The 14,618-nt window shown below is 62.3% G+C and carries 12 protein-coding genes; 7 read left to right on the top strand and 5 right to left on the bottom strand.

Annotated elements, in window-relative coordinates:
* Window positions 1–16 precede the first annotated feature (16 nt).
* Together DAAHT2_RS00070 and thpR are read right to left on the bottom strand one after the other, a co-directional pair.
* Entirely contained in the window at window positions 17–802 is a 786-nt protein-coding gene (locus tag DAAHT2_RS00070; protein ID WP_013162260.1) for a C-GCAxxG-C-C family protein, read from the bottom strand.
* A gap of 330 nt (window positions 803–1,132) precedes the next feature.
* On the bottom strand, window positions 1,133–1,672 hold the full coding sequence (gene thpR, locus DAAHT2_RS00065; RefSeq protein WP_013162259.1) for an RNA 2',3'-cyclic phosphodiesterase: 540 nt from the start codon (window positions 1,670–1,672) through the stop codon (window positions 1,133–1,135).
* A 99-nt stretch (window positions 1,673–1,771) separates the two neighbouring features.
* Here thpR and DAAHT2_RS13585 point away from each other — a divergent pair, with 99 nt between their 5' ends.
* The 3 genes from DAAHT2_RS13585 (at window position 1,772) to aroA (ending at window position 5,024) form a co-directional block, all read left to right on the top strand.
* Window positions 1,772–2,641 carry a type I 3-dehydroquinate dehydratase gene (locus tag DAAHT2_RS13585; protein WP_013162258.1) on the top strand — a complete coding sequence of 290 codons (870 nt, stop codon included), beginning with the start codon at window positions 1,772–1,774 and terminating at the stop codon, window positions 2,639–2,641.
* Between the two features lie 48 nt (window positions 2,642–2,689).
* Window positions 2,690–3,520, top strand: a complete 831-nt coding sequence (locus tag DAAHT2_RS00050; RefSeq protein ID WP_041718738.1) for a shikimate dehydrogenase — start codon at window positions 2,690–2,692, stop codon at window positions 3,518–3,520.
* A 211-nt stretch (window positions 3,521–3,731) separates the two neighbouring features.
* Complete coding sequence (gene aroA / locus DAAHT2_RS00045) at window positions 3,732–5,024, top strand: 3-phosphoshikimate 1-carboxyvinyltransferase (protein ID WP_013162256.1); 1,293 nt, start codon at window positions 3,732–3,734, stop codon at window positions 5,022–5,024.
* Window positions 5,025–5,267: 243 nt separating this feature from the next.
* On the opposite strand, the gene DAAHT2_RS00035 is transcribed toward aroA, so the two are convergent.
* Window positions 5,268–6,884: a glucose-6-phosphate isomerase gene (locus DAAHT2_RS00035; protein WP_013162255.1), complete on the bottom strand. Its 1,617-nt coding sequence runs from the start codon at window positions 6,882–6,884 to the stop codon at window positions 5,268–5,270.
* A gap of 259 nt (window positions 6,885–7,143) precedes the next feature.
* Here DAAHT2_RS00035 and DAAHT2_RS00030 point away from each other — a divergent pair, with 259 nt between their 5' ends.
* From DAAHT2_RS00030 to cobO, 3 genes are read left to right on the top strand one after another with little or no spacing between them, the layout of a single operon-like run.
* Window positions 7,144–8,022: a J domain-containing protein gene (locus DAAHT2_RS00030; RefSeq protein WP_013162254.1), complete on the top strand. Its 879-nt coding sequence runs from the start codon at window positions 7,144–7,146 to the stop codon at window positions 8,020–8,022.
* Window positions 8,023–8,032: 10 nt separating this feature from the next.
* A complete protein-coding gene (locus DAAHT2_RS00025; RefSeq protein WP_013162253.1) occupies window positions 8,033–9,856 on the top strand; it encodes a M48 family metallopeptidase in 1,824 nt (607 codons plus the stop codon).
* Entirely contained in the window at window positions 9,853–10,380 is a 528-nt protein-coding gene (gene cobO, locus DAAHT2_RS00020; RefSeq protein WP_013162252.1) for a cob(I)yrinic acid a,c-diamide adenosyltransferase, read from the top strand. The genes DAAHT2_RS00025 and cobO overlap by 4 nt, the downstream gene beginning before the upstream one ends.
* 24 nt (window positions 10,381–10,404) lie before the next feature.
* Here cobO and DAAHT2_RS00015 read toward each other — a convergent pair whose 3' ends face one another.
* Window positions 10,405–11,082, bottom strand: a complete 678-nt coding sequence (locus DAAHT2_RS00015) for a hypothetical protein (RefSeq protein WP_013162251.1) — start codon at window positions 11,080–11,082, stop codon at window positions 10,405–10,407.
* Window positions 11,083–11,370: 288 nt separating this feature from the next.
* Here DAAHT2_RS00015 and hemG point away from each other — a divergent pair, with 288 nt between their 5' ends.
* The gene (hemG, locus tag DAAHT2_RS00010) at window positions 11,371–12,768 is read left to right on the top strand and encodes a protoporphyrinogen oxidase (RefSeq protein ID WP_013162250.1); all 1,398 of its coding nucleotides are present in this window, start codon (window positions 11,371–11,373) and stop codon (window positions 12,766–12,768) included.
* Here hemG and dnaA read toward each other — a convergent pair.
* A complete protein-coding gene (gene dnaA, locus DAAHT2_RS00005; RefSeq protein WP_218915023.1) occupies window positions 12,759–14,120 on the bottom strand; it encodes a chromosomal replication initiator protein DnaA in 1,362 nt (453 codons plus the stop codon). The genes hemG and dnaA overlap by 10 nt on opposite strands.
* Window positions 14,121–14,618 lie beyond the last annotated feature (498 nt).

The following is a 14,618-nucleotide window of genomic DNA, read 5'->3' as shown; positions in this document are numbered from 1 at the left end:
CCGCGCCAGCATGAAATTACCTGGGCGGGCTCGGCACCCCATCGCTGTGACAACTCATGCAGTTCTGCTGCGACGGCAGCCCCATGGCCGCCGCGCCGTCCCAATTGTCGGCGGGAACGACATATTTGCCGTCTTTCCAGTCGTTGAGCATCTCGGCGGTGCGGTAGGCCACGCTGGCGGTGACGCTGGCACAGCGGTGCCTTCTTTCATCGCTGCCGAAAGGACGATCCGCGGTTTTCATCCAGCGGCCCACCGACTGATGGCACAGCGGGCTTTGGGCCACCGATTTGGGAATTTCGCCATTGTAGCGACCGTTTTGCGGGGAATATACCGGCATCGGGGTATTGGCGTACCAACCCAGCAGGTCGCGAACCATGGGGGTGGCCACCTCGGCCGGGGTGACCAGCCCGATTACCAGGGCCCCGGACACCGGTGCGCCGCAGGTAAGGCCCCAGCCCAGCATGCCGCCCATGCCGAAACGCAGCGAGTTGATGGGAAAAGAACTCCACGGCTCGCCCACCTTTTCCCGGAGTTGCTCGAAAAGACCGGTGGTAACGGCCTGAGAGCAAAAAACGTCGTACCAGGCATGATAGGCGGTCTCGCCGACCCTGGCCGGATCAAGTTTTTCGTAAGGCCAGGGCCAGACCTCGCCATTGCTGGCCTGTGCCGCTTTGGCGGTGTTCAGCACCCCCAATTGCGAGGCCGCCACGCCGGCCATCAGGGCACCGGCACCGATCAGCATTTCACGGCGAGAGAGATCAATCCCTTCGACTTTTTTGGTAACCTTTGCTTCCTGTTCCATTTTCGTTCTCCTCTCTGGTTGCTTTGACCGCCCACAAACGGGATGCCACGATGTCGGCCACCGGGATACCACCCGGTGGCCCTTCACAGTGACCGATGGTAATGGCGGTCGGTGCGACGATCAATTGGGCAAATTGTCGCACCCGTGCGGCAAAACGCCACACCACAACACAACCTGAGCACGGAAAAACGCGCTTTTTTCAGGGCTTGCCTTCCCAACAAAATGCCAAGCCGGCTTACAGGTTAATTTTTTCTGCTGAATATTTACTTTTGCTTTGCTTCCCGCCATAAACGGAAAGAAGAGGGATAAAAGACTCGCCTAAACCATGCATTAGCGCAGATCGTAACTGGCTTCCAGGTAGTGGATGGCGCCTTTGTTGGTGAGTTGGCTGGAGTAGAGGTGAAACTGGTCGACGGTGAACTCTTCGCTGCGGTAAAGGTTGTTGCCGGCCAGGAAATTGCCCAGCCGGCTCTTGGGCGCCTGCTGTAAGCGGGCCACGGTGACATGGGGGGCAAATTTACGTTTTTCCGGTGCCACCAGCCCCCGGCGTACCAGCACATTTTCCACCTTGCGATACAACGCGGCCACCGGCGGCACGGGCTCCACCCCGGCCCAGAGAATGCGGGCCGGCCCCCGGGGCGGGAAACAACCAAAGCCCTGCAGGTGCATGGTGAAGGGTTCGGCCCGGACATCGGCCAGGGCCTCCCGGATCTCATGGAATATTCCACCGTCCACCTCGCCGATAAAACGCAGGGTAAGATGCAACTGCTCTTCGGGCACCCAGCGGGCCCCGGGCAGACCAAAGCCCATGGCGGCCAGGCGGGCCGCCAGCTCGGGCGGCAGATCAATGGCGGTGAACAAACGGTACACTATGAATTGACACTCTTACGGTTGATGATATAGTTGTGGCCTTGAAACGGGCATCATAACCAATTCGGCCGTGGCCGACAACCATATGACACCAGCAATATGACACCAGCAACCATTGCCAGCCGAATCTGCGTCTCCATCGCCCGCCGGTCCTTGGGCGAGTTCCCGCCGGCCGCCGCCACGGCGGCCCGGGGCGCCGAGCTGGTTGAAATCCGCCTGGACGCCTTAAGCGACCGCTCCACCACCATGGAGGCGGTGCAGTCGTTGCCGACGGCGGTACAGGCACCTTTGCTGTTCACCAACCGCCCCCAATGGGAAGGCGGAGAGGCCCGGGAGCCGGAAGAGCAGCGGCTGGCCCCCTTGCTGGCGGCCCTGGCCGCCGACCGGGCCTGGGTTGACATCGAACTACGCACCGCCCCGGACCTGCGCCGGCAGGTCATCGAAGCCGCCCGGCGCGGGAGCACCGGCGGGCGGCGACTGTTCTGGACACACGACCCCGACAGGGCCGACGGGGCCAACAAGACCGGTAAGCCCGATAAGGTCGGCCAGCCCGACAAAGTAGACCGTTCCGGCAATGCTGAAAAGGCCGAAAACTTGGCCGCACAAAATATATTCAGCACCAGCCGGGTAATCGTTTCCTGGCACGATTTCACCGGCACCCCCGATGCCGCCGCCCTGCGGGCCATCCTGCGCGAGCAGTATGAAAGCGGGGCCGATATGGGCAAAATGGTCACCATGGCCCATTCCCCCCTGGATGTCCTGCGCGCACTGGCCCTGCTGGAGCAAGCCGCCGAACTGAACTTTCCCCTGATCGTCTTCTGCATGGGCGACCGGGGCAAAATCAGCCGCCTGGCCACTTGCCTGCTGGGCGGCTTCATGACCTACGCGGCCGAAGACGGCGGCAGCGCCACCGCGCCGGGCCAGCTACCGGCCTCGAAACTGCGGCAACTGGAAAACTTGCTGCAATAAGCGATCACGGGGCGCTTTGCAACCGGTCAGGCTTGCCCCGCAACCACCATGAATGGAACGCAACCTTTGTTGAAAATCGACGGCAGCACCGAAGTTTATGGTATCATCGGCAACCCCGTGCGACACAGCCGCAGCCCGGCAATGCACAATGCCGCCTTCGCCGCCTGCGGGCTCAACAAGGTCTATGTCCCCCTGCCGGCCCTGGACGGCGCGGCGGCGGTGGCCGCCATCCGCACCCTGGGAATTGCCGGCGCCAGCGTCACCATCCCCCACAAGGAGACGGTGATTGAGCAACTGGACAAGGTGGACCCGGTGGCGGCACGCATCGGCGCGGTCAACACCATCGTCCGCCGGGGCGATGAACTGCATGGCGCCAACACCGACTGGCTGGGAGCCAACCAGGCCTTGGGCGAGGCCCTGGAGCTGGCCGGGGCCAAGGTACTGCTGCTGGGCGCCGGCGGCTCGGCCCGGGCCATCGGGTTTGGTCTGCGGGAGGCGGGGGCCAAAGTGATTCTGGCCAGCCGCACCCCCGAGCGGGGACAGGAACTGGCGCAACAACTGGACTGCCCCTGGGTACCCCTGGAACAGGCCGCCGAACAAGCGGCCAATGCCCTGGTCAACGCAACCTCGGTGGGCATGGCCCCCCTGGCGGAACAAAGCCCGCTTCCGGCGGCAGCCCTGGCCGCCTTTCCGGTGGTGATGGATATCGTATACTCGCCCTTGCAGACCCGACTGCTGCGGGAGGCGGAGGCGGCAGGCTGCCACTGCATCGACGGCCTGGCCATGCTGCTGTACCAGGGAGCAGCCCAGTTCACCATGTGGACCAACCAAGAGGCCCCGCTGGCCATAATGCGCCAAACTTTACTGGAAAACCTTTAGAACTAACGCACAACAAGCAAGCCGCTTGCAGCCAGGACGGGGGCCGCGGAAACCGGTAGCGGCGGGTTTGGCGGCGGCCGGGCACATGGACGTGCAGGAGGCCGACGCCACCTCGGAGGCGGGCAGGATGCCCGCCGAGAATGAGCCGCTACCGGTTTTCGCGGCCCCCACCCCCTGGCCACAACCAAAGACAAGTATATACAGGTACCCAATGAAAGAACAAAACGAGTGGCAGGAAATTACCCCTTGCGGCCCCATCACCGCCGCGGTCGAGGTCCCCGGTTCCAAGAGCATCACCCAGCGGGCCTTAATTGCCGCCGCTCTGGCCAAGGGAGAAAGTATCCTGCGCGGGCCGCTGGCCAGCGAAGACACCGATTACACCACCAAGGCCCTGCTGGCCATGGGCATGGTCATCGATACCGGTCGCGATAAATGGCGGATTTTCGGCCAGGGCGGCCGGGTGGCCCCGCCGGCCACCGAGATCTACCTGGGCAACAACGGCACCGCCACCCGTTTTCTGACCTCGGTGGCGGCTTTGGGCCGGGGTATCTTTCTGATCAACGGTGATGAACGGATGCAGCAGCGCCCCATCGAGCCCCTGCTGCAGGCCCTGCGGGGCTGGGGAGTGCAGATCCGCAGCATCCAGGGCACCGGCTGCCCGCCGCTGGAGATCCAGGCCGACGGTCTGGCCGGGGGGGCCACCGTGCTGCCGGAGGGTAAGAGCAGCCAGTATCTCTCCTCCCTGCTGTTGGTCTCTCCCTACGCCCGCCAGCCCGCCGAGCTTAAGGTGGAAGGTGAGGTGCTCTCCAAGCCCTACGTGGCGATGACCCTGGCGGTAATGCGGGATTTCGGCATCGAGGCGGAAGCCGCCCCGGAACTCAACCATTTCAAAATTCCCCAGGGGATCTACCAGGGCCGGGAGTACCGGGTGGAGGGCGACGCCTCCAGCGCCTCCTACTTCTGGGCCGCCGCCGCGGTTACCGGCGGCAAGGTAACGGTAACCAACGTGCCCTCCCCCTCCCTGCAAGGGGATGCGGTGCTGGTGGATATTCTCGAGCAAATGGGCTGCCGGGTGGAACGCGACCAGGCGGGGATCAGCGTGGCGGCACCGGATGAGCTGCGGGGGGTGGAGGTGGACATGGGCGACTGCCCGGACGTGGTCCCCACCCTGGCGGTGGTGGCGGCCCTGGCCCAAGGCCGGACCCGGATCAACAACATCGCCCACCTGCGGATCAAGGAGTGCGACCGGCTGGGAGTAATGGCCGCCGAACTGGCCAAACTGGGGGTAAAGACCGAAGAGGGCCCCGATTATCTGGTTGTCGAAGGCCGGGGCCGCCAACATGACTACCAAGGAGCGGAAATCGCCACCCACAACGACCACCGCATCGCCATGAGCTTTGCCGTGGCCAGCCTGGCCATCCCCGGCATCCGCATCGAAAACCCCGGCTGCGTAAAAAAATCCTTCCCCGACTTCTGGCAGCGCCTGGAAAGCATCTTACCGTAAATCTTCCCCACGTAAGATGCCCGCGGGGGCTAAGGGGTCTTTACAAGTCGTTGGTTGTTGCCAGGGGGTGGGGGCCGCGAAAACCGGTAGCGGCTCATTCTCGGCGGGCATCCTGCCCGCCTCCGAGGTGGCGGCGGCCTCCTGCACGTCCATGTGCCCGGCCGCCGCCAAACCCGCCGCTACCGGTTTTCGCGGCCCCCGTCCAGGCTGCATGCGGCTTGCCCTTTGCACTGAAACACCCCGTTACAGACCGGCGTTTTTCAACAGCGCCTGGCCCACCGGGTCTTCCGGCGGGTTTTCGCCCCGGCGGCGGGCGGCGAATTGCTCCAGCAGGCGGTTGGCCAGCCGTTTGCCAAGCTGCACGCCTTCCTGATCGAACGAGTTGATGTTCCAGACAAAACCCTGGAAGACCACCTTGGCCTCGTACAGGGCCAGCAGGGCGCCCATCCGTTCCGGGGTCAGGCGATCGGCCAAGAGAATGCTGCTGGGGCGGTTGCCGGGGAAACGGCGGTTGGGGTTGGGGTCGTCCTGCCCCACCGCCAGGGCCAGGGACTGGGCCAGCAGGTTGGCCAGCAGCTTTTCCTGGGCGGTGGTTTCCTGGATTTCCAGGTCCTGGCCGTACTGGCTGTGGCGGAAACCGATGAACTCCGCCGGCGCTTGGCCGGTGCCCTGGTGCAGCAACTGGTAGAAGGCGTGCTGGCCGTTGGTGCCCGGTTCTCCCCAGACGATGGGGCCGCTGTCCCAGTTCAAGGCCTGGCCGCGGCGGTCGATGGATTTGCCGTTGCTCTCCATGTCCAACTGCTGCAGGTGGGCGGCAAAGCGCACCAGCGCCTGGCTGTAGGGCAGCACCGCCAGACTTTCATGCCTCAGGAAATTGCGGTTCCAGATTCCCAGCAGGGCCAGCAGCAGGGCCGGATTTTTCATGATATCCGGCTCCATGGCCGCCTCATCGGCGGCATGCGCCCCTTGCAGAATCTCCTGCACCGGCTCGTAGCCCAGGGCAAAACCCAGCATCACCAGGCCCACCATGGAGGTAGCGCTGTAGCGGCCGCCGATGTAATCGAACATGTAAAACGAGCGCAGGTAATTGGCCGGGTTGTCCATGGGGCTGCCCTGGCCGGTGACCGCCACGAAATAGGCGTTGGGGTCCAGACCCGCCTGCCGGTAGGCCCGGCGCACCAGTTCCTCGTTTGCTAAAGTTTCCAGGGTGGTGCCGCTTTTGGAGACCACGTTGACCAAGGTGCGCGAGAGATCCATTTCCTTAAGCACCCGGGCGGCGTCATCGGGGTCGACGTTGCTGATGAACTCCACCCGGCGATCCGGGTGGGCGTAAGCCTGGAGGGCCAGATAGAGGGCTCGGGGGCCCAGATCGGAGCCGCCGATCCCGATCTGGATCATGCCGGTGAACGGTTCGCCTTGCGGGGTGGTCAGCCGGCCCTGATCGAGATCGGCGAGAAATTGCTGCAATTTATCCAGCTCCGCTTTGGCCTGGGCGGTGGCATGCGGCTCGGCGGGCCGGTCGCGGAAGATATCGCGGCAACTGCAGTGCAGCACCTGACGCTCTTCGCTGGCAAAACCGGCAATCCGGTTAAAGACCGCACCCCGGCGCAGGGCGGCAAACTGCTCCACCAGCCGGGCCTCATCAGCCAGTTCCTGCAGGGCCGCCAGTTCCGGCCGCGCCACCCGCTGGCCGAAAAAGAGCAGCTCAAAACCGCCGCCAACGGCCCGGCAAGCGGCGATCCGTTCCGGGCTCATCACCCCGGGGGTCTTGAGGTTGAACGGTTCAGCCGCCAGGGAGCGCAGCGCTGAATAAGATTTATAGCTTGTAAAATCGACCAAATAATCATCTGCTCCAGTCATTTTTTCTCCTTGCTCTGTCCATTGTAACAGCCGCCGCTGGCCCGTTAGACCGGGAAGTTGGTACCGTTTAGGCCCGGACTAAAACCGGCAGAACCGGCTTTGAGCCCTTTCTCCTTGCCCCGGCGTGGCTTTTTTGCTAAAAAGTCAATTAATCACAAATGGTTGCTCTTGTCAGTTTTCGCATTTGACAAGCACTTAAGTCAAGAGCCGACTAAACCTGAACAAGCAGCAACTCGGCCCCAACCTGCTGGAGTCAGGCATGACTTTAATGCTGGCGGAAAAAGATCTGTATCGAGCCTGCGAAGTTATTTTCGGTCCGGAACTCGATATTTCCCGGGATTTTCTGGAGTACCTCCAGTTGTCCGGGGTAAAATGCGCCTACCGCAAAAGGGCTCTGGAAACCCATCCCGATCGTTTTGCCGCCACCGGCCACCTGCCTCCGGAGCACCAGGACGGCCTGCATTTTCACGATGTCCAGCAGGCTTACGAGTCTTTGCGGCAGTACCTGGAAGCCCGGGAAAAGGGGATCATCATCCCGGGCAAGGAACCGGCCGGCCAACGGCAACGCCCGGCCGGCAACAGCTGCCGCCCTCGGACCACCCCCGGCCGCAACCGGCATTCCGGCAGCAACCAGGCCGGTGCCAGGAGCCAGGCCGGCAGCAGCAACAAACAGGGGCAGCGCTCCGGCACCATCCACCCTTTCTGGGACATCGATGCGCTCTACCGCGGGCCCCTGCCCAATCGCCGTTTACTGCTGGGCCATTTTTTATACTACTCGGGGGTGGCTTCCTGGCGCAACATCGTCCAGGCTTTGGCCTGGCAGCGCAGCCAGCGGCCACGGATCGGTGAAATCAGCCGCCGCTACGGCCTGCTTAACGACCGGGAAATCGCCATGGTGCTAAACACCCGCCAGGCCAACCAGCGCTTTGGCGAAACCGCCCATGCCCTGGGGCTGCTCACCGATCCCCAATTGCGCCTGCTGATCCAGGCCCAGAAAAGACTGCAGCGCAAGTTCGGGGAATATTTCGTGGCCGAAAATATCCTGACCCGCGAAAAACTGGCCCGCCTGCTGGCGGCATACCACCGCCACAACAACCGCCTGTTCCGGGAATTCACCGGCCAACGCAGCTTCCTCTAAGGGTTTATCCTTGCCTTACAATAACCTTATTTACCTCCTGGTGGTGATTATTATCCTGGCCACCCGGGGTATTCCCGATGAACCGGCCTTCTCCGGGCCGGTTACCTTCCTGTTGCTGGCCGGCAAAACGTTGCTGTTTGCCGCCCTTTGCCACTATTATTTTCGCCGCCCCGGCCCCTTCCAGGCCTCCGCCTACTTCAGCCTGGAAAAACGCCTTTCCATTCTGGCGGTTTTCAACTTTGCCCTCGACGTCTACCTGCTGGACATCAAATTCTACTTTGCCTCCTTGCCCGGTTCAACCCTCCTGCCCACCCTGGTGCCCTATGCCGGGGTGGCCCTGTTTCTCTGCTACCTGGTGCTGGTCTGGAACCGCAGCCGGCCGGCCTACAACCTGATCTTCGGAGGCAACCACTCGGGCCAGGCCTTTCTGCTCTCCAACCTCAAGCTCAACCTGGTGATCCTGCTGCCCTGGCTGCTGATCACTTTTGTCGCCGACCTGCTGCGCCTGACCCCTCTGGAACCGGTTAAACGGCTGCTGACCTCGGCCTGGGGAGAGCCCCTGCTGATCCTGACTTTTTTTCTTCTGTTGCTGCTGGTTTTCCCCTGGCTGGCCACCCGCCTCTGGGGCTGCCAACCCCTGCCCGACGGTCCGTTGCGCCGGCGACTGGAGGAGTTCTGCCGCCACCACCGGGTCGGTTTCCGGGAGATCATGCTCTGGCCTCTGTTTGAAGGAAGATTGCTCACCGCCGGGGTAATGGGATTGAGCCGCCATTTTCGCTATCTGCTGATCACCCCCGGCCTGCTGCAGACCGTAAACCAGGAGGAACTGGAAGCGGTGGTAGCCCATGAGATCGGCCATGTCAGGCACCGGCATCTCCCCCTTTACCTCCTGTTCTTTTTGGGTTTTGCCCTGCTGGCCCACCTGGCCTCCCTGCCCATGCTGGCCGTTTTGCTGAACTCCGAACTGCTGGGCGGCCTCATGGCCGTCAGCGGCCAGACCGCAGGGGCCATTATCAGCCTGCTGGGCACCGTTACCCTGCTGACCCTGGTCATTGTTTACTTTCGCTTTATCTTTGGTTTTTTCATGCGCAATTTCGAGCGCCAGGCCGATCTTTACGCCCTGAGTGCAATGGGCCACGCCGCCCCGCTGATCCGGGTCTTTGAAAAGATCGCCGGCCCCGACGGCCGCATCCGTGATTTGCCCAGCTGGCACCACTTCAGCCTGGGCCAGCGGATAGACTTTCTGGCCGCCTGCGATGATAACCCCCGGCTGATCAAACAGCACCACCGCAAAGTGGGCCGGGCCATGGGTCTGTTTTTGCTGCTGCTGCTCGGCCTGCTGCTCGCCTTCTGGCAACTGCCCGGCGAGCAGGCGGAAGAACAGGCGCGCCTGCGACTGGCCGAAATCATCATCAAAGAGGAGATCCGCCGGGAGCCGGAAAACCCCGTTTGGCGGCAGCACTTGGGGGATTTGCGTTATTTTCAGGGAGAATACCGGGCCGCCATCGGCGCTTATGAAGAGGCCCTGGGGTTGGCCCCTGAACATCCGGATGTGTTGAACAATCTGGCCTGGCTGCTGCTCACCGCCGAAGATACTGCCGTCCACGACTACCCCCGGGCCCTGGAGCTGGCTTTGCAAGCGGCAGCCCTGGCCCCCCAGGCCCATATTCTCGACACCCTGGCCATGGCCTGGTGGCGCAACGGCGAGCGGGACAAGGCGGTGGCCGCCGCCAAAGCCGCCCTGGCCGCCTCCGACAACGGCCGTTATTACCGGCAGCAACTGGAAAAATTTCGCCGCCAGGCCCCACCTCAACCACCGGAACCAAAACCATGACCACCGGACTGTTCATCATCTATACCGGCCACGGTAAAGGGAAAACCTGCGCCGCTTTCGGCCAGGCGCTGCGGGCCGTCGGCCAGGGGCTGCGGGTTTGCCTTATCCAGTTTGTGAAAAGCCGGGCCTGCGGCGAACTGCACGCTCTCGAAAAGCTCGCGGCCACCACCGGTTTGGTGGAAATTCACCAGGTCGGCTCGGGCTTCAGTTGGCGGGACAGGGAGATGACCCGGTTCCGGGAAAGCGCCCTGGCCGGCTGGCAACTGGCCTGCCGAAAGCTCGAGGCCGACAGCTGCGACCTGCTGATCCTGGATGAGTTCAGCTATCTGATCCATTTCGGCATTCTTAAGGCCGGCGAAGTGCTGCCGATTTTTCAGCAGCGGCCGGCAACCATGCACCTGCTGGTCACCGGCCGCGACCCAGGGGCGGAATTGCTGACAGCTGCCGATCTGGTGACGGAAATGCAGGAGATCCGGCATCCTTTCCAAAAAGGGATCAAGGCCCAGAAGGGGATTGAGTGGTAGGCTGAACGTTGACGTTTTAGTAGTTCAGGGGAGGCATTTAAAGTCGCGCACTTTTTCCGCGCCCACCCCACTTTTCAGGCGGGTGGCCAGTTGCCGCCCCAGGGCGTAGGCTTCGTCGCACTGCTGCCGAGTGTGGCCAAACCGGGGGTATAAACGGCTGAACAGCGATGAGGAGCGCTCCGGAGCCATACCCGCCACCTTCAGGAAAACCCCAATGGTGCGCCATGGCTCCCGCTGGGGATGGCTGAAAACCAGGGGTCCGAAGGGATCGGCACCCAGGCCGGTCAGGCGTTTGCGCAAATAGCGCCAGTGAGCGCGCCAGTAGCCGCGGCAGGAGATTACCGCCAGCACCGGCCGCTGCCGGAACAGCCCCGGATGCTGGTCCAGCAGGGTCAACACCGGGCCGCTGGGACTCCAGGACCAGGTAGGTCCTGCCAGCACCACCAGGTCGAAGGGGTCGTCATCGCTGACCGCCAGGGGCTGAATGGCGAAACGGGTCCGAAAAAAGGTAATGATCATCAGCCAGATGGTTTTAACCACCGAGCCCAAAGGAAAACGCAAGAGTTGCCGTGGCTGGAGGCGCTCCTGGCACACCTCTACGCCTTCGTCGCTCAGCCCGGCAACCAACCGCCGGATCAACACCGAACTCTGACCGCTGTAGGAATAAAAGAGCACAAGAACCCTGACCGGAGCAGAGGGCATGGAGATCTCCCAAAAAACCAGCCGTTACCTGGCCGACACCGCCATGGCCACCGATTCAGCAGGCGGAGGACGATAAAGTCTGGTAACTTGGGGTCCGGCACCTTGTGGTTTCAGCCTCAGCGGCCAACACGGCTGGAGATTACTGGCAAAGTTTAACCATAACTGCATAACTGGTGGAATCGCAAAAAGTCCGCCCATGGACTTCTTGCAAAGTCATCATAATTAGGCCAAATAAAAGAGAAAAACAAGTAAAACCGTAACCCGATAACCATTAACCAGCGAGCGACCATGGACCAACAGCACGCAGTGATTATCGTCGGGGCCGGCCTTTCCGGCCTGGCCACGGCCCACTTTCTGGCTGCCGCCGGCACTCCCGCCCTGCTCCTGGAGGCCGACGGACGAGCAGGCGGGGCCATCCGTTCCTTCAATGACGAAGGTTACCGGGCGGAATGGGGCCCGCACGGTTTTCTCGACAATAACCCGGCCAGCCGACAGTTGCTGCAGGAAACCGGCCTGGAGCAGGAGGCGCTCAAGGCGCCGCTGGGGCAGAATGTTCGCTATGTCTGCCATCACGGGCGGCTGGTGGCCCTGCCCCAGAGCCCGCAAGCCCTGCTGACCACCCCTCTGCTCTCTTTAGCCGGTAAGCTGCGGCTGGCGCTGGAACCCTTCAAAAAAACCCTGGCCGATGGCGCCAGCATCGGCCAATGGGCTGAACACCGCTTCGGCCGGGAAGTGCTGCCGCTGGTGGACGCGGCGGTTACCGGCACCTTTGCCGGTGACTACCAGCGCTTGAGCATCGACGCAGTGATGCCCGGCGTTCGGCGGCTGGAGAAAGAACATGGTTCACTGCTTCGCGGCCTCTGGCGGGAAAGGCGGCAGCGCCGCAGCAAACCGCCGGCGACCACCGGCGCCAAGTCCGGCCCCGCCGGATTGCCGGCCATGACCAGCTTTCCCCAAGGCATGGAACAGCTGATTACTCGCCTGAGCCAGCAAAAAGAGATTGTTTACCAGTGTAGAGTGGAAAAAATTCGCCCGCTCACCGAGGGCGGCTGGGAGATTACGACCAATAGCGGCCCCTACCAGGCAAAGCGCCTGGTGCTGGCCCTGCCGGTGAACCAGGCGCTGGAACTGCTGGCGGACTTCAAGCCACCGGTCGGCAGTGTGCCCGAGGCCCGCATCGTTACCGTGGCCCTGGGCTTCAGCCGGGATGAGGCGACAATTCCGGCCGGCTTCGGCTACCTGGCCCCGGAGCGGGAAAACCGCTTCACCCTGGGGGCCCTGTTCTCCTCACACATGTTCCCGGAACGGGCCCCCGCCGGTCATGTACTGCTGGAAGCCCTGGTGGGCGGCCGGCGCCACCCGGAACGACTGGAACTGGACGATGCCGCGATGATCGCCAACATCTATCAGGATCTGCGTCAACTGCTGCCCTTAAAGGCCCCGCCGGCCTTCGCCCGGGTGCTGCGGGGAGCCGGCGGCATTCCGCAACTGGAGCAGGATCATCCCCGCCTGCTGGCCTGGCGGGAAAAGCTGGCCACCAGACACCCCAGCCTGCAGTTGACCGGCTTCGGCTGGGACGGCATCGGGATGAACGACATGATGAAGGCCGCCCAAAAAGCCGCCGAGCTCATCACCCGGGGCCGCCAGGAAGAGGAACAGGCAGCCGTGCGCCCGGTCTATTTCTGACGCTGTTTAAGCTTTTCGGTGAGATGCTCCACCTGCCCGCGCACGCTGCCGTTGCGGGCCACCGCCTCGGTGATTACCCGAATGGAATGCACCACGGTGGAATGATCACGATTGAAGGCCTTGCCGATCCCGGCCAGGGCCTCGTCGGTCAGTTTGCGGGCCAGATACATGGAAACCTGGCGGGGAAAAGCCACATCCTTTTTCCGCGATTTGGACTGCAGCTCACCGACGCTGACCTGGAACTGGGCGGCGACAAAATCACGAATCGCCTCGGCGGACAGGCCGCCGCCATCACCGCCCACCACCGTGGCCACCACCTCCTTGACCATGGCCATGGTGGGCTGGCTTTTGCGCAGATTGGCCTTGGCCTTAAGCCCAACAATGGCGCTTTCCAACCGGCGGACATCACCCCGGACCTTCTCCGCCAGAAACTCCACCATCTCCTCGTCTAAAGCCAGCTTGTGGTAGGCGGCTTTACGCTGAATGATCAGACGCCGGGTCTGCATGTCCGGCGGGTTGATAGAGGTGACCAGCCCGGAGGCCAGGCGGGAGCGCACCCCATCGTCCAGGTCTGGGATCTCCCGGGGGCCCACCGCGCCGGTAAACAGCACCCGGCGCCCGTTTTCCAGCAAACAGTCCACCGCCTCGGCCAACTCCACCTGGGTTTTACCCCTCCCCGACAGGGTCTGGACATCCTCCACCAGCAGTACATCACACTGGCGTTGAAACTTTTCCTTGAACTGGTCCATGGTGTTGCTTCTGATGTGGCGGACCAGTTCCGCGGTGAGTTGCTGGGTGGTCAGGCAGCAAAGCCTGGTGCTGGGGGAATGATTATATAAATGATGGGCCACGGCATGGGCCAGGTGACTCTTGCCCAGGCCGGTGCCGGCGTTGATGAAGACACAGGGCTCGGCCTCGGCGCCACCGGCGGCTATGGCTTCACAGGCGGTAAAGGCCAGGGCGTTGGACTCCCCCACCATGAATTCGTCGAAGGTGTACCGCGGATGGAGGGTGCGAATGCGGGGCCGCCCTTTGGGCATCTGCGGCAGCCGCAACTGCTCTTTGCCTACACGCCCATCGGCGCCGGCTCCTGCCGTATCGTCGGAGACCAGTTCCGGATCAACCCGGAAACGGATTCCGACCCCCGGCTTTTCCAACCGTTGAAGAGCCTCCTGCATGGCAGCATGGTAATGGTCGGCCACCCAGGAACAAAAAAAGCGATCGGGACCGGCCAACTCCAACACCTGGTCATCTTCCGCCAGGCACCGCAAGGGCTCGATCCAGAGGTTAAAAACACTTTCAGGAAGTTGATGCTGCAAAATTTTTCTTACTTCAGGCCAAATCATGCTCATCCCCTTTCCCCATCTTCTTTACCTAGGCCAACCAGCACCGCCAAGCTTTCAACACCGCCACGCCCGAGAACCGACTACCCACCTACCACCTCAATGTGACACCCCCTCAGGACACTGGATAAATCCTGCCCACCGGCGGCAAAGCTGCCAGCAACGGCAAACAATACGACGATACCGCCGGGGTAACGGCCAGCGATCGGCTGTTACGGGGGTAACATAAAACCTAATGTTTTAAATAGAATAAAGCCGGTGCGGCGAGACAATATCGCGGCAGGCCCTCGCCCGTGTTCGCGGTGTTGTATTCAACCCGCGGCGGACTGTCAAAAGCCCTTTGCCGCCATTTCTCAAATTGCCGGTGAGCAGTTTTCAACAGTCGACAAAGAGCGTTTTCCAGTGTGGTTAGCATAAACATAAGGCTAACAGGCCTTAAACATGTCTATTTTCCCCGATCATTTATTTGGCTGTATTTTCCATGGACTAGCTTTGAGCCAAAGAAAA

It is taken from the genome of Desulfurivibrio alkaliphilus AHT 2, from assembly GCF_000092205.1.
GTDB classification, from domain to species: Bacteria; Desulfobacterota; Desulfobulbia; order Desulfobulbales; family Desulfurivibrionaceae; genus Desulfurivibrio; species Desulfurivibrio alkaliphilus.
This window is presented reverse-complemented; position numbering and strand designations above follow the sequence as displayed.

Coding starts and splice junctions, on each gene's coding strand:
- DAAHT2_RS00030 (WP_013162254.1), top strand. CDS start 7,144: ATGACTTTAATGCTGGCGGAAAAAGATCTGTATCGAGCCTGCGAAGTT.
- DAAHT2_RS13585 (WP_013162258.1), top strand. CDS start 1,772: ATGACACCAGCAACCATTGCCAGCCGAATCTGCGTCTCCATCGCCCGC.
- hemG (WP_013162250.1), top strand. CDS start 11,371: ATGGACCAACAGCACGCAGTGATTATCGTCGGGGCCGGCCTTTCCGGC.
- aroA (WP_013162256.1), top strand. CDS start 3,732: ATGAAAGAACAAAACGAGTGGCAGGAAATTACCCCTTGCGGCCCCATC.
- DAAHT2_RS00015 (WP_013162251.1), bottom strand. CDS start 11,082: ATGCCCTCTGCTCCGGTCAGGGTTCTTGTGCTCTTTTATTCCTACAGC.
- DAAHT2_RS00050 (WP_041718738.1), top strand. CDS start 2,690: ATGAATGGAACGCAACCTTTGTTGAAAATCGACGGCAGCACCGAAGTT.
- cobO (WP_013162252.1), top strand. CDS start 9,853: ATGACCACCGGACTGTTCATCATCTATACCGGCCACGGTAAAGGGAAA.
- DAAHT2_RS00070 (WP_013162260.1), bottom strand. CDS start 802: ATGGAACAGGAAGCAAAGGTTACCAAAAAAGTCGAAGGGATTGATCTC.
- dnaA (WP_218915023.1), bottom strand. CDS start 14,120: ATGAGCATGATTTGGCCTGAAGTAAGAAAAATTTTGCAGCATCAACTT.
- DAAHT2_RS00035 (WP_013162255.1), bottom strand. CDS start 6,884: ATGACTGGAGCAGATGATTATTTGGTCGATTTTACAAGCTATAAATCT.